This window comes from Ruegeria sp. K5, from assembly GCF_056531805.1.
Genome location: NZ_JBQFML010000001.1, coordinates 504,364 through 521,538 on the forward strand (window position 1 = coordinate 504,364; position 17,175 = coordinate 521,538).

Annotated in this window: 16 protein-coding genes and 3 tRNA genes; 10 read left to right on the plus strand and 9 right to left on the minus strand. The window is 59.7% G+C overall.

Translation table 11 applies throughout. The features are described 5' to 3' along the window. Window positions 1–12 precede the first annotated feature (12 nt). On the plus strand, window positions 13–282 hold the full coding sequence (locus ACR0MO_RS02590) for an usg protein (RefSeq protein WP_480889547.1): 270 nt from the start codon (window positions 13–15) through the stop codon (window positions 280–282). Between the two features lie 4 nt (window positions 283–286). Here ACR0MO_RS02590 and ACR0MO_RS02595 read toward each other — a convergent pair whose 3' ends face one another. Then, entirely contained in the window at window positions 287–1,831 is a 1,545-nt protein-coding gene (locus ACR0MO_RS02595) for a caspase family protein (protein ID WP_480889549.1), read from the minus strand. A 92-nt stretch (window positions 1,832–1,923) separates the two neighbouring features. Further along, window positions 1,924–2,877, minus strand: a complete 954-nt coding sequence (locus ACR0MO_RS02600; RefSeq protein WP_480889551.1) for a radical SAM protein — start codon at window positions 2,875–2,877, stop codon at window positions 1,924–1,926. Between the two features lie 173 nt (window positions 2,878–3,050). Between ACR0MO_RS02600 and zwf the strand changes: the two genes are divergently transcribed. The 4 genes from zwf (at window position 3,051) to ACR0MO_RS02620 (ending at window position 8,581) form a co-directional block, all read left to right on the plus strand. After that, window positions 3,051–4,505, plus strand: coding sequence for a glucose-6-phosphate dehydrogenase (zwf, locus tag ACR0MO_RS02605; protein WP_480889554.1), 1,455 nt, complete (start codon window positions 3,051–3,053; stop codon window positions 4,503–4,505). Then, a complete protein-coding gene (pgl, locus tag ACR0MO_RS02610; RefSeq protein WP_170450325.1) occupies window positions 4,502–5,173 on the plus strand; it encodes a 6-phosphogluconolactonase in 672 nt (223 codons plus the stop codon). Before zwf ends, pgl begins: the two co-directional genes overlap by 4 nt. A gap of 5 nt (window positions 5,174–5,178) precedes the next feature. Beyond that, on the plus strand, window positions 5,179–6,783 hold the full coding sequence (gene pgi, locus ACR0MO_RS02615) for a glucose-6-phosphate isomerase (RefSeq protein WP_480889556.1): 1,605 nt from the start codon (window positions 5,179–5,181) through the stop codon (window positions 6,781–6,783). Between the two features lie 178 nt (window positions 6,784–6,961). After that, window positions 6,962–8,581 (plus strand): long-chain-fatty-acid--CoA ligase, encoded by a 1,620-nt coding sequence (locus tag ACR0MO_RS02620; protein ID WP_170450329.1) that lies wholly within the window; start codon window positions 6,962–6,964, stop codon window positions 8,579–8,581. Between the two features lie 21 nt (window positions 8,582–8,602). Here ACR0MO_RS02620 and ACR0MO_RS02625 read toward each other — a convergent pair. The 3 genes from ACR0MO_RS02625 to ACR0MO_RS02635 form a co-directional block, all read right to left on the minus strand. After that, window positions 8,603–8,677: transfer RNA gene (locus ACR0MO_RS02625), tRNA-Asn, on the minus strand. A gap of 134 nt (window positions 8,678–8,811) precedes the next feature. Beyond that, window positions 8,812–8,886, minus strand: a tRNA-Asn gene (locus ACR0MO_RS02630). 75 nt (window positions 8,887–8,961) lie between these two features. Beyond that, complete coding sequence (locus tag ACR0MO_RS02635) at window positions 8,962–9,876, minus strand: MBL fold metallo-hydrolase (protein ID WP_170450331.1); 915 nt, start codon at window positions 9,874–9,876, stop codon at window positions 8,962–8,964. 44 nt (window positions 9,877–9,920) lie between these two features. Between ACR0MO_RS02635 and ACR0MO_RS02640 the strand changes: the two genes are divergently transcribed. Next, entirely contained in the window at window positions 9,921–11,240 is a 1,320-nt protein-coding gene (locus ACR0MO_RS02640) for an ATP-binding protein (protein ID WP_170621863.1), read from the plus strand. A 92-nt stretch (window positions 11,241–11,332) separates the two neighbouring features. Here the strand turns inward: ACR0MO_RS02640 and ACR0MO_RS02645 are convergent. Further along, window positions 11,333–11,409 (minus strand) — tRNA-Ile (locus ACR0MO_RS02645). A gap of 106 nt (window positions 11,410–11,515) precedes the next feature. On the opposite strand from ACR0MO_RS02645, the gene purM reads away from it, so the two are divergent. From purM to rnd, 3 genes are all read left to right on the plus strand, one after another. After that, entirely contained in the window at window positions 11,516–12,562 is a 1,047-nt protein-coding gene (gene purM, locus ACR0MO_RS02650) for a phosphoribosylformylglycinamidine cyclo-ligase (protein WP_480889560.1), read from the plus strand. Beyond that, on the plus strand, window positions 12,559–13,155 hold the full coding sequence (purN, locus tag ACR0MO_RS02655) for a phosphoribosylglycinamide formyltransferase (RefSeq protein ID WP_480889562.1): 597 nt from the start codon (window positions 12,559–12,561) through the stop codon (window positions 13,153–13,155). The genes purM and purN overlap by 4 nt, the downstream gene beginning before the upstream one ends. Window positions 13,156–13,269: 114 nt before the next feature. Next, window positions 13,270–14,427 carry a ribonuclease D gene (gene rnd, locus ACR0MO_RS02660; protein ID WP_480889564.1) on the plus strand — a complete coding sequence of 386 codons (1,158 nt, stop codon included), beginning with the start codon at window positions 13,270–13,272 and terminating at the stop codon, window positions 14,425–14,427. 6 nt (window positions 14,428–14,433) lie between these two features. On the opposite strand, the gene ACR0MO_RS02665 is transcribed toward rnd, so the two are convergent. Then, the gene (locus ACR0MO_RS02665) at window positions 14,434–14,961 is read right to left on the minus strand and encodes a hypothetical protein (RefSeq protein WP_480881504.1); all 528 of its coding nucleotides are present in this window, start codon (window positions 14,959–14,961) and stop codon (window positions 14,434–14,436) included. Window positions 14,962–15,101: 140 nt separating this feature from the next. Between ACR0MO_RS02665 and ACR0MO_RS02670 the strand changes: the two genes are divergently transcribed. After that, on the plus strand, window positions 15,102–15,512 hold the full coding sequence (locus ACR0MO_RS02670) for a SufE family protein (RefSeq protein ID WP_170518846.1): 411 nt from the start codon (window positions 15,102–15,104) through the stop codon (window positions 15,510–15,512). A gap of 2 nt (window positions 15,513–15,514) precedes the next feature. On the opposite strand, the gene ACR0MO_RS02675 is transcribed toward ACR0MO_RS02670, so the two are convergent. Both ACR0MO_RS02675 and ACR0MO_RS02680 read right to left on the minus strand, forming a co-directional pair. Beyond that, window positions 15,515–16,174 carry a DUF1638 domain-containing protein gene (locus ACR0MO_RS02675; RefSeq protein WP_480889567.1) on the minus strand — a complete coding sequence of 220 codons (660 nt, stop codon included), beginning with the start codon at window positions 16,172–16,174 and terminating at the stop codon, window positions 15,515–15,517. A gap of 180 nt (window positions 16,175–16,354) precedes the next feature. Next, entirely contained in the window at window positions 16,355–17,053 is a 699-nt protein-coding gene (locus ACR0MO_RS02680; RefSeq protein ID WP_170450348.1) for a cobalamin B12-binding domain-containing protein, read from the minus strand. Window positions 17,054–17,175: the final 122 nt, after the last annotated feature.

Sequence of the window (17,175 nt, forward strand, 5' to 3'; positions counted from 1 at the left end):
TTGGAGGTCTGAATGGAGCAGAGCGAAACGGAATTGATGCTAAAGGGATACGGGCTGACGACGGCAGAGTTTTTCTATCACATGCCCGATTATATCCACGTCCTGAACACGTTTATCTGGCAGGAATACGATCTGGCCCCGGATCACCCGAAACTGTTTGAATTCATCGATTTCTGGCAGCGTGAGATCGAAGGTCCGCTGCACTCGGTCAAGTTCACCCATCGCAAGATGATCGCGCCTGGCGAATGGCGCAACATCGTGGGCGAGTTTCGCGTGAATTAACGGCTTACCCCGCGCGCCAGGCGAATACGGAACAGCCGGTCGAGCCTGAGGCGGTGTAGCTGTTGCCATCCTCGGCCAGACGTCCGCGCCATTTGACGGTGATACCGGGGAAATAGTCCGTCCCGCTGATCTGACCCTCGTTCACGAAGATCACCGTGTTGGCGGTTTGACCCAGTGAGTCGGTCAGGCGCCCGGTATATTTGTTGCCGCCCGCATGTGTGTAGCGTGTCGTGCCCGTCACTTTGACAACCAAAGCACAGGTTGCCTTGAATTGCCACGTCCCAGCCATGGACACGCCGGTATCGGCAGGTTTTGGCGCGGGTGCCGTGGCTTTGCAGATGGTGCCGGATTGGCCTTTCAACTCTTCCAACGCATGTTTGGTTCCCAGGTCATCAGCACCCAGATTTGAGCCACTGGCCGACCGATACCGGGCAAAGGCCTGCCGGGTCCGAGGGCCTGCAACTCCATCCGCGCCACCAGCGCTGCATCCCAGCGAATTCAATGCGGTCTGTGTTGCGCGCATGACCTCTTGCGAGTCTGAAATTGTAGGCGCGGACGGGGCAGAGGTGCGCTCAACATCCGCTGATGTATCGGCCGAGGCCAACCCGTCGCGCAGTTGCAGGGCGACCTCATACGCATAAGTCTCGGACTGATCGGCATATTTCTCAAGGAAACTGTCCAGCGCAGTCACCGTTCCAAGCGAGCGCGCAAGCTCAAGATCCGCGCGCATGTCGTCGCTTGGGCGCGCCGATGGGCTTTCTGGCTGTGCGGTGCTTACAGCGGGGGTGAAATAGAATTCCCCAAGCAATTCATCGTAATAGGCCGGAATTTGCGTGTGCTGCACGCTGCTGGACAAGTCCCGCACTTCGCGCCGCAGGTCGGCCACCATGCTGCGCAATTCCAGACCCGGCTGCGACAGGCGCGGCAGCAAGGCGCGGGTGAAGACTGAATTCTCGGCGGGTTCATTATCGCTCAGCCGGTCCAGCGCCATCTGTCCGGCCCCGGCTGAAAAGATCACGAACATGCCTTCGGGTGCGTTGATGCGGCCCAGCCCACGCGTCCGTCCGACACTCCGCCCGGCGACGGTGTCAAACGGGTTGTCGCGGCAGGCGTCGATGATGGCGATTGAAGTGCGCGCACCGGTTGAGCGCACGCGGTCCAGTAAATCCGAAAGGGCGATGGATTCGGATTTCACGAAATCGGTCTCACCCGACAGGGGCGCGACGATGTCCGTGGGCAGCAGATAGTTTTCGCCGTCGATTTCCACCCCATGTCCGGCAAAGAATACAAACGCCGTATCGCCCGGATCCAGGCGAGAGGTGAATTCGGAGATCCTCTGGTTCATGCCGCGCCGGTCGAGGTTCAGCCCCTCGATGGTCTCAAAACCCGCACCCTGCAACTTGTCCGAGACAGCGCGGGCATCGGCCACAGCTTTCTGAAGGTCGGTGACAGATTGGTATTGGTCATTGCCGATAACCAAGGCCAACCTTTCTTGCGCGCAAAGCGGCGCGGCGCAAAGTGCAAAAGCAAAAACAAGAAATCTGAACATCACAACAGCCCAACAGCAAATGACCCTTTTCCTTCTATACAGAAAAAGGGCGCAAAGGCTCAGTGACTTACATTACTTTTTGTTTTGCCGGATCAACCCGAACAACTGGCCCCGCCCAGAACGCAGAATTTGGCGCAATGGGGGTGGTTCAGATGCACATCCGCCTCAGCCTCGGCCAGGGTTGCGCCCATTTCGAATTCGGGGGCGTAGGGCAGAAGAGTGCAGGCCAGCACAGCAGGGCGTTCTGCGCCTTTACGTTTGACGACCATGCGCGCGCTGGCGCACATCACGGCGTCGGGGGATTTGTTCAGGATACCCCAGCAGGCGGTCGTGATTTCTGGGACTTCGACGGTTTCGTCCATTTCCGGGAACAGCACGGTCTGGCCGGGGTTCGTGGCGTCGATGTCAAAGCCGTGTTTTTCGAAAAACGCAGCGTATCCGGCGCGGCTATCCGCGTCGCTGTCGCCCCAGACGGTGCGCCCAGCAACAGCCATGTTGAAGCCGTTGTCGCGTAGCCACTCCATCCCCGTCACGGACTTGGCGAAACTTCCCTTGCCGCGTTCCTCATCATGCAGTTCGGGGCGGTAGTGATCGACGGAGATGCGCAGGGTCAGCTTGTCGTTGTAATCGCGCTGCAAGTTCAGCAACCCTTCGCGCATTTTGCGGCGCATCATCGGCAGCATGGCGTTGGTCAGGATCAAAACCTCGTACCCGCGTTCCAGTGCGGCGCGAGTCATCTCGATCATCTCGGGGTTCATGAACGGCTCGCCGCCCGTGAAGCCGATTTCGCGGATGGGCCAGTTGCGCTGTTCGATCTGGTCCAGATAGTCGGTCACTTCAGCCGCAGCGATATAGACCAGCGCATCATTTGTGGGGCTGCTTTCGATGTAGCAGTTTACACATTCGATATTGCACAAGGTGCCGGTATTGAACCACAAGGTTTGCGGATTTGTCAGCGCAACCGAGGCGCGGGTCTGCCCGTCTGCCGTCACCAATCTGTCTTGAAACTTGCCGATATTGGCAAGCTGGGGGGCATTGTCTTTCATTCCCGCATCCGGTTCTTTGAAGTGGTTTGACTGACTTAGCTGTTTATTGTCCTGTTGGTAAGGGCTTGGGGCTGTTCTGACAGAGTTTTGATGAATGAGAAGAAATCTCAAAAAACCTCGATGTGATTGCGCTAACATTGGACATGCCGACAGGGGCAGGGTAAGGACGGGCCATGGTTTCTCGCGTCATACCTGTTGACCCATTTGATCTGGTCATTTTCGGCGGCACCGGCGATCTGGCGCAGCGCAAGATTCTGCCTGCTTTGTTTCGCAGGTTTTGCGCCGGGCAATGGCCCGGTGATGCCAGAATCATCGGCGCAGCCCGCAGCGACCTGACCCCGGATGGGTTTCGCGAAATGGTGGCCGGTTCGCTAAGGCTGAACGCGCCCAGACGGGCGGCAGATTCGGATGCATTGCGCGGATTTTTGCAGCGCGTCGATTATGTTGCGCTGGATGCGATGTCGGCGGACGGGTGGGGCGATCTGTCGACCAGACTGACGGATGATCGTGTTCGGGCCTTTTATTTCTCGGTCGGGCCGCGCCTGTTTGGTCCGTTAGCGGAACAGATCAGATCGCATGGCTTGGTCACGGCGCAGACCCGGATTGTGGTCGAAAAACCCTTTGGTCATGATCTGGAAAGCGCGCGAACGCTCAACGCCACGTTGGCGGCGCATTTTGACGAGGGGCAGATTTACCGGATCGATCACTATCTGGGTAAAGAGACGGTCCAGAACCTGATGGCCGTGCGCTTTGGCAACATGCTGTTCGAGCCGTTGTGGAACAGCCAGTATGTCGATCACATCCAGATCACCGTCGCGGAAACTGTCGGCGTGGATGGGCGCGAGGAGTATTATGAGCGCGCCGGTGCCATGCGGGATATGGTGCAGAACCACCTGATGCAGCTGCTCTGCCTGATCGCGATGGAGCCGCCAGCCAAGTTTGATCCCGACGCCGTGCGGGATGAAAAGCTGAAAGTGATCCGCGCGCTTGATCCGGTCGAACCGCATCACATCGTCCGGGGTCAGTTCGCGGCCGGTCTGGACGGGCCGGGCTATCGTGAGGTCGTGGGCCACCCACGCTCGACCACTGAAAGCTATGTGGCCCTGAAAGCTCATGTCAGCAACTGGCGGTGGGCGGGAACGCCGTTTTATCTGCGTACCGGCAAGCGGCTGGTCGCGCGGTCCTCGGTCATCAATGTGCAGTTCAAGGACGCGCCGCATTCGATCTTTGGTGAGGCTGCGGGGCGGCACGCGAATGCGCTGTCCATCCGGCTGCAGCCGAACGAAGGCATCACGCTGAAGGTGACGATCAAGGAACCGGGACCGGGTGGAATGCGTCTGATCGACGTGCCCTTGGACATGAGTTTCGCCGAAGCGCTGGGGCCCGAAAATCAGGATCCGCCCGATGCATACGAGCGATTGGTGATGGACGTGATCCGGGGCAATCAGACCCTGTTCATGCGCGGCGACGAGGTCGAGGCCGCATGGGCCTGGACCGACCCGATCATCGCCGGTTGGCAGGCGCGCGGCGATGTGCCCAAACCTTATGACAGCGGCAGCACAGGCCCCGGCGACGCCGAGCTGCTGATGAAACGAGACGGTCGCCTCTGGCAAGGAATAAAGCCATGAAAATTCAGGACTATGCCGACCGCGATATGCTGGCTATAGACGTCGCGAACGCCTTGGCCGGAGAGCTTGAGGCGGCGCTGCTGCACAATGAAACGGTTGCACTGGCAGTGCCCGGTGGCACCACGCCGGGTCCGGTGTTCGACGTGCTTTGTGCCGCCGATCTGGCATGGGATCGCGTGCGCGTCATGGCCACCGATGAGCGTTGCGTGCCCGCTGATAGCGACCGTTCGAACGAGCGTCTGATCCGCGAGCGGCTGCTGACCAACCGCGCCTCGGTCGCGCAGTACATCCCGCTTTATGTTCCGGGGGCCGAGCCAGAGGCTGCTCTGCCGGAAATCGAGTCCCTGATCGCGCCGGTTCTGCCGCTTTCGGTTTTGGTTCTGGGTATGGGCGAAGACATGCACACGGCCTCGCTGTTTCCGGGAATGGAGGGGCTGGCCGCTGCGCTGGACAGCCACGCGCCAACGCTTGCCGTGGCCCGGACCGAGGTTCAGCCGGAACCGCGCATCACGCTAACCGCGCCGGTTCTGGACGGGGCACTGTCCAAACACCTAATTATCTTTGGCGCGGCCAAACGCGATGCGCTGGAACGCGCCATGTCTTTGCCCCCCGAGGATGCGCCGATCGCCGCTGTTCTGAGTGGCATGACCGTACATTGGGCGGAGTGACTGTTATGAAACTGGATCACCTGAAATCGCTGGCAGGCAAGGCTGGGCGTATTCTGGATTTGTTCGACGCTGACCCGAACCGGGCGCAGGGCTTTTCCGCCTCAACCGGTGACATGGTGTTTGACTATTCAAAAACCCTGATCGACGCGGAGGTGCGCGCAGGGCTGATCCGCCTGTGTGACGAAGCCGACCTGGCCGCGCGGCGCGAGGCGATGTTCTCGGGTCAAAAGATCAATGAAACCGAAGGGCGCGCGGTGCTGCATACGGCGCTGCGCAATCTGGATGGGGGGGCGGTGCAGGTCGATGGGCAGGACGTCATGCCTGACGTGCTGGATACTCTGCACCGGATGCGGGTCTTTGCCGAAGAGGTGCGCGGTGGTGCGGTCTCGGGCGTGGGGGGCAGTTTTACGGATGTGGTGAATATCGGCATCGGCGGCTCGGACCTTGGCCCGGTGATGGCGACCCATGCGCTGTCGCCGTATCACGACGGCCCGCGCGTTCACTATGTCTCGAACGTAGACGGGGCGCATATTGCGGATACGCTGCGACAGCTGGACCCGATGCGAACGCTGATCATCGTCGCCTCAAAGACCTTCACGACGATCGAGACCATGACCAACGCCCGCACCGCACGGGCGTGGATGAGCGACGGCGGCGGTGACCCGACCAAGCAATTCGCAGCGGTCTCCAGCGCGTTGGACAAGACACAGGAATTTGGCATCCCGGCAGAACGAGTCTTTGGCTTTGCCGATTGGGTCGGTGGGCGCTACTCGGTCTGGGGACCGGTAGGTCTGCCGGTGATGATCGCCGTGGGGTCGAACGCGTTTGATGCGTTTCTGCGGGGCGGGCAGGCGATGGACCTGCATTTCCGCTCGGCCGAATGGGGTGAGAATATGCCGGTTCTGCTGGCACTTGTCGGCATCTGGCACCGTCAGGTGTTGGGCTATGCCAGCCGCGCGGTTCTGCCCTATGACCAGCGTTTGCTGCGCCTTCCCGCCTATTTCCAACAGCTTGAGATGGAATCGAATGGCAAATCGGTAGCGATGGATGGATCGGACCTGACCGTTCCCTCTGGCCCGGTTGTCTGGGGCGAACCCGGCACAAACGGCCAGCACGCGTTTTACCAGCTGATCCATCAAGGCACCGACGTCATCCCCTGCGAGTTCATGGTTGCCGCCGAAGGGCACGAGCCGGAACTGGCCCATCATCACCGCCTGTTGCTGGCCAATTGTCTGGCCCAGTCCGAGGCGCTGATGCGTGGCCGGTCACTGGACGAGGCCCGCGCCCGGATGGCAGAAAAAGGCTTTGAAGGGGCCGAACAGGACCGCCAGGCCCGCCACCGCGTGTTCCCCGGAAACCGCCCCTCGACCACGCTGATCTATCCCAAGCTGACTCCGTTTGTGCTGGGCCAGATCATTGCCCTTTATGAACATCGCGTGTTTGTCGAAGGCGTGCTGCTGGGCATCAATTCGTTCGATCAGTGGGGCGTGGAACTGGGCAAGGAACTCGCCACCTCGCTGGGGCCGATTGTGGACGGCGATGAAAGCGCGGCGGGTAAGGATGGATCGACCGCGGCATTGGTTGTATATGCTCTACGGCACCGCGATTAACGCCATTTAACGCAGCTTGCCCTGCGGGCGGGTTGCATTTTTTAATTGTCAGACAATTAAATGCTTGGCAGGGTTCCCCCTGAGGATAAGTCTGAATTGACGCGCGGGGCCACACCCCCAGGTGTCGAGGACAAGGCGATGGCCGCACATGGTCGCGCCGAGAATGGGGAGGATGTCCATGCTGGGACAGATGATGACGCAGCCTTTGCTGATCTCGTCGCTGATTGATCACGCCGAACGTTATCACGGGCAGACCGAAATCTACTCGGTCGAAACCGATGGCACCGTGACGCACACGAACTGGGCCGAGGTCGCCGGCAATGCGCGCAAACTGGCATCCGCGCTGACCAAGCTGGGATTAGAGCCTCAGGACAGGATCGGCACGTTGGCCTGGAACAACCGGCGACATCTTGAGATCTACTATGGCACTTCGGGCGCGGGATATGTGTGCCACACGGTCAATCCGCGTCTGTTCCCCGAGCAACTGTCCTATATCATAAACCACGCGCAGGACCGGGTTCTGTTTTTTGATGCCACCTTTATCCCTCTGGTCGCGGCTCTGAAATCCGCGCTGACCGAGGTCCGGCACTTTGTCCTGATGGGACCACGTAATGACGAGGCGCTGTCCCAGATCGATGGGGTGGAGTTCTATGATGAACTGATCGAGACCGGCGATGCGGATTTTGTCTGGCCCAGTTTCGATGAAAACATGGCGTCGAGCCTGTGTTACACCTCGGGCACGACGGGGAACCCCAAGGGTGTCTTGTATTCCCATCGTTCGACTTTGCTGCACAGTTTTGGGTCAAACACCCGCGATTGCATCGGGTTTTCGGCCCGCGATGTGGTGATGCCGGTTGTGCCGATGTTCCATGTGAATGCCTGGGGCTCGCCCTATGCCTGTGCGATGTCGGGGTCCAGAATGGCGTTGCCCGGCCCGGATTTGCATGGCGAGGCGCTGGTTAACCTCATCGACACCTACGGCGTGACGCTGGCTATGGGCGTTCCCACGATCTGGCAGGGATTGCTGGCCCATGCGGCGCAATCGGGCAGCCAGCTGACCAGTCTGCAACGCACCGTGATTGGCGGCGCGGCGTGCCCGCCATCGATGATCGACACGTTCCGCGACACCTATGGCGTTGACACGATTCACGCCTGGGGGATGAGCGAGATGAGCCCGCTGGGCACAACCAATACGCCGCTTGCCAAGCATCTGGACCTGCCCATCGAAGAACAGCGCAAAATACGCGAGAATCAGGGCCGTCCGCCGTTCGGGGTGGAACTGAAAATCGTTGATGACGATGGCAATGATCTGCCCCATGACGGCGAAACCCAAGGCGATCTGATGGTGCGCGGCCACTGGGTTCTGGACAGCTATTTCCAGATGCAGGATCAGGAGTTGTTGCAGGATGGCTGGTTCGCCACCGGCGATGTGGCGACCCTGGACCCGGACGGCTACATGACGATTCGGGACCGGTCCAAGGACATCATCAAATCCGGTGGCGAATGGATCAGTTCGGTGGAACTGGAAAACATCGCCGTTGCCCATCCAAAGCTCGCCACCGCTGCCGTTGTAGGTGTACCGCATCCGAAATGGGACGAACGCCCCTTGTTGGTGGCTGTGAAAGCCGAAGGGCAGGACCCAAGCGAACAGGAACTGCTGGCCTTCTTCGATGGAAAAATCGCCAAATGGCAAATCCCGGACAAGGTTGTTTTCGTTGATGCTTTGCCACTGAACGCAACCGGCAAAGTGCTGAAACGCAACCTGCGCGCGGATTACAAGGACGCCCTGGCGGGATGATCTTGCGCGTGTGAGGGTGAATGGCTCCGGCGGTAGGGATCGAACCTACGACCAATTGATTAACAGTCAACTGCTCTACCGCTGAGCTACGCCGGAACGGTCCGCGCCGTATAACAACCAGATTTCGCGTCGTCCAGAGGGTACAGGCAAGTTTTTTTGACAGGGCAACTCTGGCCGCAATTCATTGGTGATTGCGCCCAATAGAAGCATGATTTTGAGGGGGAAGATTTTGGCTCCGGCGGTAGGGATCGAACCTACGACCAATTGATTAACAGTCAACTGCTCTACCGCTGAGCTACGCCGGAACTGAGGGCGCGTATAACAACCCGGATTTTCCTCGTCCAGTGGGGAAGCGTGCGTTTCGTAAAATTTTTTCGGGCTCAATCCTGCCGGGCAAAAACGGCGTCTGCGGACAAGGCGCCGCTATGGGTTGCCTTGGATTTTCCAACCAGATCAACCAGATGGGCAAACACATTGCGTTCCGCTGCGGGCAGAAGGGATTTGGGAGTTTCTGTGTAAATACGCTCGGCCAAGTCTCGGGCCGTGCCGGGGCGGTCTTCCAGCGCCGACAGGATTTGCGCCTCGCGTCCAAGGCGGTGCTGAATCAGCCACTCCAACCGCCCGGACGGGTCGGTGATGGGCGCTCCGTGCCCGGCGTGGAAGACCGCCCATTCGCGTTCCTGAAGCCGGTAACAGGCGGTCATGAAATCGGTCAGGTCTCCGTCAGGTGGTGACACCAGCGAACTGGCCCAGCCCATCACGTGATCTGCGGTGAAACAGGTCTGGCCCCAGGCCAATGCGATGTGGTTGCCCAGATGTCCCGGCGTGTGGATCACCTCAAGCTGCCAATCCTCTCCCTCAATCACCTCTCCATCGGCGACTTCGATGTCCGGGCGAAACTGCGTATCGATGCCTTCACCGCCTCCGGCCAGACCGTTTTGGGCCAGTTGGGACATGACCGCGCTGCGCCCGGCCTCGGGCCCCCCAAAGGCGTAGATCTGCGCTCCGGTGCGTGCAGCCAGTGGTGCCGCCAGCGGTGAGTGATCCAGATGGCTGTGCGTCACAAAGATATGACTGATCTTCTGGCCCGGTTCCAAAGCCTCCAGAATCGCATTTAGATGCGCGTCCGACAAAGGGCCGGGATCAATGATTGCGATATCCCGCTGCCCCAGCAGATAGGTATTGGTGCCCCGATAGGTCATGGGCGAAGGGTTGGGGGCCAGAATGCGCCGCACCCCCGGTTGCAACTGCGTGGCAATCCCGGCGGGCGGGTTGAAATCGTCTGGGGCCTGCATTCTGTCCTCTTCCTCTTACCCGGGCAGCCCGCTAGGTTTAGCGCATGTCTTCGCAATGGCTCAAACCCTATCTGCCACACAGTCTTTACGCCCGGGCGGCGTTGATTCTGGTTGTGCCGGTGATCGTCCTGTTGCTGGTGGTCGGGAATGCGTTCCTGCAACGGCATCTTGAGGACGTGACCGCGCAAATGGTCCGTGCCGCCGCGCGCGAAGTTGATCTGATCACAAGCGCGATGAGTGATGTCGAGACACAGCAACAGGCCATCGCTGCCGTGCGTCCAGATCTGGTTGCGCTTGAAATCAGCGCGCGATTCCTTGGCATCAATGAAGAGCCGAATATCGGAACGCGGCGTTGGTATGATTTCATTGCGCCGCAGGTCGAGGCCAATCTGCACGCCCTTTTGCCGGATCTGGATGCCGTGGCGCTGCCCAACGGCCCGGACGCCCGGCTATATCTGGATACGCATCTGGGGACGCTCGAACTTGTGTTCGACCGCAGGCGGCTGGCCCCGACGGCACCGCACCAGTTGATCGTGACCATGCTGTTCTTTGCGATTGTCATGACGTCGATCTCATTTCTTTACATGCGCAACCAGTTGCGGCCGATTACGCGGCTGGCTGATGCAGCACAGGCGTTCGGACGCGGGCGCGTTGTACCTTACAACCCGGGCGGGGCGATTGAAGTACGTGCAGCCGGAAACGCTTTTCTGGACATGCGCGCCCGCATTGAACGCCAGATGGAGCAGCGGACGCTTATGCTGTCCGGCGTCAGCCACGACCTGCGGACCCCCTTGACCCGCCTGAAGCTTGGCTTGTCGATGCTGCCCGAGGATGAGGCCGCGCCGCTGCAGCAAGACGTCACCGAGATGCAGTCTTTGCTGGATGCTTTTCTGGATTTTTCCCGCGGCGCTGCCGAAGGTTCTCCGGAAGAGGTCGAGCCCAAGGCGCTTGTGCGCCAGATCGTCGAGGATGCCAAACGGGCCGGTTATCAGGCTGAACTGGTTGACGTTGACGGGCAGGGCACCGTCATGCTGCGCCCCATGGCCATTCGACGCGCGGTCGAAAACCTGATCGGGAACGCCGTCCGCTATGGCAATCGCGCTGACATAAGCCTGTCGGTCACGCCAAAAACCCTGCGCATCCGGGTCGAAGATGACGGCCCGGGCATCCCTTCGGAGATGCGGACCGAAGCGGTCAAGCCTTTCACCCGCCTTGATCCTGCGCGCAACCAGAACCAAGGCAGCGGCGTCGGCCTTGGCCTTGCCATCGTCGCCGACGTCGCCCGCGCGCATGGCGGAGTGCTAAGGTTGGGCAAAAGCGAGCGACTGGGCGGATTGTGCGCCGATATTATCATTGGGCGGTAGATGCGGCAGACATTTGGGCAACGCCGTGTCGGATCAATTCGAATGCGGAACGAGGAATCTAAGACCTGATTCCGTAAGAAAACCCGGTTTTCTGGTAGGCCCGGCAGGACTTGAACCCGCAACCAAAGCGTTATGAGCGCTCTGCTCTAACCAATTGAGCTACAGGCCCGCCTGAGGCTTTGAGTACCACGGTGAACGCCCGCGTCAAGCCTGACCGTTGCATAGATGCGCACAATCGACTAACCCGCCCGCAAAGCATTCGTAAGGGACCTACCATGACAGCGGGCAAGAACGGAATCACCTATGCCGATGCAGGCGTTGACATTGATGCAGGCAACGCTCTGGTCGACCGGATCAAGCCCGCCGCCAAGCGGACCAACCGCCCCGGCGTGATGAGCGGGCTGGGCGGGTTCGGAGCCCTGTTTGACCTCAAGGCGGCCGGGTATGAAGACCCCATACTGGTCGGGGCGACCGATGGTGTCGGCACCAAGCTGCGGATCGCGATCGATACCGGCGTCGTGGATGGTGTTGGCATTGATCTGGTGGCCATGTGTGTCAACGATCTGATCTGTCAGGGTGCTGAGCCCTTGTTCTTCCTCGATTATTTCGCCACCGGCAAGTTGGACACCGATACTGCTGCGCGGATCATCGAGGGCATTGCCGAAGGTTGCGCCCAATCGGGCTGTGCCCTGATCGGGGGTGAGACGGCGGAAATGCCGGGCATGTATCCCGATGGCGATTTTGATCTGGCGGGCTTCTCGGTCGGCGCGATGGAGCGCGGGGCGGACCTGCCGGATGGCTTGCAGGCGGGCGATGTGCTGCTGGGGCTGGCCTCGAACGGGGTGCATTCCAACGGTTATTCTCTGGTGCGCAAGCTGGTTGAGATTTCGGGGCTGGGCTGGGACGCTGACTCGCCCTTCAGTGACGGCTCGTTGGGTGAGGCGCTGCTGACGCCGACGCGGCTGTATGTGAAACCTGCGTTGGCGACGATCCGGGCAGGGGGCGTGCATGCGCTGGCGCATATCACAGGTGGTGGCCTGACCGAGAACCTGCCGCGCGTGTTGCCCGAAGGGCTGGGTGCGCAGATCGATCTGAATGCGTGGGAGTTGCCGCCGGTCTTTGGCTGGATGGCTGAAACCGGCGGGATTGCCGAGGCCGAGATGCTGAAGACCTTCAACTGCGGCATCGGCATGATCGTTGTCTGCGCTGCAGATCAGGCAGATGCGCTGTCGGCGTTGTTGAGCGACGCAGGTGAGACCGTCTCGCGCATCGGCACGGTCACAGAGACAGCGGGCGTGGCCTATTCGGGCAAGCTGCTGTGAGTCACAAGCGCGTCGCCATCCTGATTTCCGGGGGCGGGTCGAACATGGTGTCGCTGGTCGACAGCATGACCGGCGATCATCCTGCGCGGCCCTGTCTGGTTCTGTCGAATGACGCGCAGGCAGGCGGTCTGGTCAAGGCCCGGGATCGCGGGATCGCGACCGCAGCCGTCGATCATCGCCCGTACAAAGGCGACCGCGCCGCGTTTGAGGCCGAATTGCTGAAACCGCTGGAAGAGGCACAGCCGGATATCGTCTGTCTGGCCGGGTTCATGCGGGTTCTGACCGGCGATTTCGTCACGCGCTTTCAGGGCCGGATGCTGAATATCCACCCGTCATTGCTGCCGAAATACAAAGGCCTTCATACCCATGCACGGGCCATCGAGGCGGGTGACTCGGAACATGGCTGCACCGTGCACGAGGTGACGGCGGCGCTGGATGATGGTCCGATTTTGGGTCAGGCGCGGGTCCCCATTTCGCCCGAGGATACGCCCGAGGATCTGGCCGCAAAGGTTCTGGTGTGGGAGCATCAACTCTACCCAGCGGTGCTGCGCCGTTACGCAGAAGGCAACAGGTCTGTTCTTATGCTGCCCTGATCGCCCTTGGGTGATTTACACGCGCGTAAAAATCGTCTTATGGTCGCCTGTATCGCTCGGGACGCGGAAAAACGGGCAGTCACACAAAGAACAAGAGCAAGAATAGTACGGCGCATGAAAACCCTGACGACGACGCAAGAGCTGGCTGAATTCTGCTCGGCTGCTGCCGGATACCCCTATGTCACAGTAGACACCGAGTTTCTGCGCGAGCGGACCTATTATTCCAAACTGTGCCTGGTGCAGCTGGCTGTCCCGTCCGAGGATGAGGACAGCGCCGTTCTGGTCGACCCGCTGGCGGATGGCCTGTCGCTGGAGCCTCTGTTCGAGTTGTTCAAAAACGAAGATGTGGTCAAGGTGTTCCACGCGGCCCGGCAGGATCTTGAGATCTTCTGGGTCGAGGCCAATGTATTCCCGACCCCTCTGTTCGACACCCAGGTCGCCGCGATGGTCTGCGGTTTTGGTGAGCAGGTCGGCTATGAGACACTGGTGCGCAAGATTTGCAAGCAGGGCGTGGACAAGACATCCCGGTTCACCGACTGGTCCAAGCGTCCTTTGACGGATGCGCAAAAGACCTACGCATTGGCCGATGTAACCCATCTGCGCCGGATTTACGAACATCTTGCGGCCGAGCTTCAAAAGACCAAGCGCAGCCATTGGGTATCCGAGGAATTGCGCACGCTGACGCAGCCGGGAACCTATGACATCCGACCCGAGGATGCGTGGAAACGGGTGAAAACCCGCACAAACTCGGCCAAGTTTCTCGCCGTCGTGCGGGAACTGGCACAATTCCGTGAGTCGTATGCGCAGGAAAACAACGTGCCGCGCAACCGTGTTTTCAAGGATGATGCGCTGATCGAGCTTGCCTCGACCAAGCCCAAAAACCCGTCGGAACTGGGCGGATCGCGCCTGTTGCTGCGTGAGGCGCGTAAGGGCGCGATTGCCGATGGTATTCTGGCTGCCGTGAAGCGTGGTGTGAACTGCCCGCCGGACCAGATGCCCAAGGTCGATACCTCGCGCGACAAGCTGAAGGTCAACCCGGCGCTGGCGGATTTGCTGCGCGTGCTGCTGAAATCGAAAACCGAAAGTTCGGGCGTGGCCGCCAAGCTGATCGCGACCAGTTCCGAACTGGATCAGATCGCAGCAGGCGAGCGCGAATTGCCTGCCATGTCAGGCTGGCGGTTCGAAGTGTTTGGCGAGGATGCTTTGAAGCTGTGCGAGGGCAAGATTGCACTGTCTGCCAAAGGTCAGGCCGTCAAGGTCGTTTCACTGTAAACGCCCTTAACGCCGCCGCGATTCCAGTGCGTTTTGCTGTCCGACCACCCGGACCACGCGGATGCCCTCCAGGTCTTGCTTGGTGACATTGATCGCGTCGGACACCATGCGCGTCCTTTCAGACCCTTGTGCGGTCTGATAGGTCGGGTAGTTCACGCGAAACACAAACTCCAAAACGCCATTCTTCCGGTTTTCTTCTGATTCCACAGGTACAAGCCGCGCCTCATATGCGCCCTGACGGATTGCAGTGCCCGAGGCATATACGATTGCCCCCGAAGGTATGGCATCGATCCGCAATTCATCGATTTTGGCGATAGGAACGCTGGTATCAACCTCTTCAGGGCGCGCAAACAGACCGCGACCGCCGCGTTGCTCGGGAATCAACGCATCCGCGTTATTTGCCGGAGCTGTCTCGACCGGGGCCGGGGTGCTGGAGCCAAACCAGTTCGACGGGTTCACGCGCGACTCGCGCCAACTGTTGCAGGCGGTCAGGGTCAGTGCGGCGACGACAAGGATGGACAATGATTTTTGCATGGACCCACGGTTCTTTGGCTGTATTTCAGTCAATGGGTTAGCGCAATTTCCGCCCCTTGAAAAGCCACGGCAGGGGCTGGACAGCCGTGCATCGCCGCCTTAGGTCACAATTGTGAATGCAACGGAAGGACCGCCGCACAATGGCAACGCCCGCCTTTGAAGACATCGTCGAGGATTTTGAGTTTCTGGAGGACTGGGAAGACCGGTACCGCCATGTGATCGAGCAGGGCAAGGCGATGGACCCGCTTGACGATGCGCTCAAGGTTCCGGCGACCAAGGTGAACGGCTGCGCCAGTCAGGTGTGGCTGCACCCAATGATCGAAAACGGCGTGTTCCGGTTTGACGGGGATAGCGACGCATTGATCGTGCGCGGGCTGATTGCGGTTCTTCGGTCGCTGTATAACGGTTTGCCCGTGGCCGAAGTTCCCAAGGTGGACGCAGGCGGTGAATTGGCGCGGCTTGGGCTGAACGACCACCTGTCAGCGCAGCGTTCAAACGGCTTGCGTGCCATGATCGAACGTATCCGCGACGTCGCGCAAGAGAACGCCTGACCCTAACCCGGTCGCTTGGCCCAGCCTTTCAGGGTGACCTCAAGATCGCCGTATCCGGTGAGGCGGCGTTCAAATTCCAGACCCATCTTGTCGGCACAGGCGCGGGCGCGTTCGGTCAGGGCAGGGTCATCGGTCTGGGCCTGATAGACGAGCTTTGTGTAATTGCCGAAATACATGTCCCGCAGTTCCGGGTGACGGTCCAACCCTAGCGGTTTCCATACAAAGGCATCGAACTGCCGGGCCAGAAAATCCGTCAGATAGAAAGCCGTCGTTTCATCATCGCCGTGGTCGGCGAAGGTTTGATTGCCTTCGAAAAACGAGTAGCAATGGGGGCCTTTGACCATCTCAACCCCCAGACGCTCGCAGGCTTGTTGCAGCAGTCCACCGGTGCCGCAATCGGCGTAGACCACAAAGATCTGGTCGTAATGATCGCGGTGTTTGGCCACGGCGTCCTCGACCGCCTGCGTGATCCGTTCCGGATGAATGTGCAGAATTGCCGGAAGACAGGTGAGCGCCATGTGATCCCAGCCATTGCGTTTTTTCAGATCCAGGATCTCGCGCGCCAAGGCTCCGCAGGCGATCAACAGGATGCTTCCGGACGCATCGGTGGAGTATCCCTGATTGGTCAGGCTTGTATCGTCGGGCAGGGTGTCGTTCGGCATGGCTGTGCTTTCTGCTGCGCTGTGTTCAGAAAAGGACGAATGACGGTTTTGGGCAAGCCTTGCACCGACATCCTGTGTCAGGTCGCCGACGCCTTGGTTCCTGACCGCTTCACTTGTGACAATCCAACAAAAAAGCCGCCCCCGGTGAGGGCGGCCTTTCAATCAGATATGTCTGACGGGTCAGCCTGCCAGTTGGTTGTGCTTGCGCGATACGAATTCTTTCGCTGTCTCCACCGCAACGGCGGCGTCCCGGCAATAGGCGTCGGCACCGATGGCCTTGCCGAATTCCTCGTTCAAAGGTGCGCCGCCGACCAGAACGATGTAGTCGTCGCGCACGCCTTGCTCGACCATCGTGTCAATCACCACCTTCATGTAAGGCATGGTGGTGGTAAGCAGGGCGGACATGCCCAGAATGTCGGGCTGTTCGTTTTCCAGCGCTTCCAGGTAGTTTTCGACCGGGTTGTTGATGCCCAGATCGACAACCTCGAAACCCGCGCCTTCCATCATCATCGAGACAAGGTTCTTGCCGATGTCGTGGATGTCGCCCTTCACGGTTCCGATCACCATCTTGCCTACGCGCGGGGCACCGGTTTGCGCCAGCAGAGGCTTGAGGATAGCCATGCCGCCTTTCATGGCGTTGGCGGCCAGCAGAACCTCGGGCACGAACAGGATACCGTCGCGGAAGTCATGGCCGACGATGGTCATGCCACCGACCAGCGCTTTGGTCAGAACGTCATAAGGCATCCATCCGCGTTCCAGCAGGATGTTCACACCTTCTTCGATTTCTTCCTTCAGGCCATCGTAAAGGTCGTCGAACATCTGTTCGACAAGTTCGTCGTCGTTCAGTTCGGACAGGATGATGTCTTCTTCATCAGACATGGGGCGATTCCCTGAGCTGTTTGGACCACAGGTCCATGGTGGCATTTGTTCCGTTTTGGCTAAAACGTCGCAGTTTGACTGTGACGATTACGACCTCAGTGGTTTCGGGACCGACCTATAGG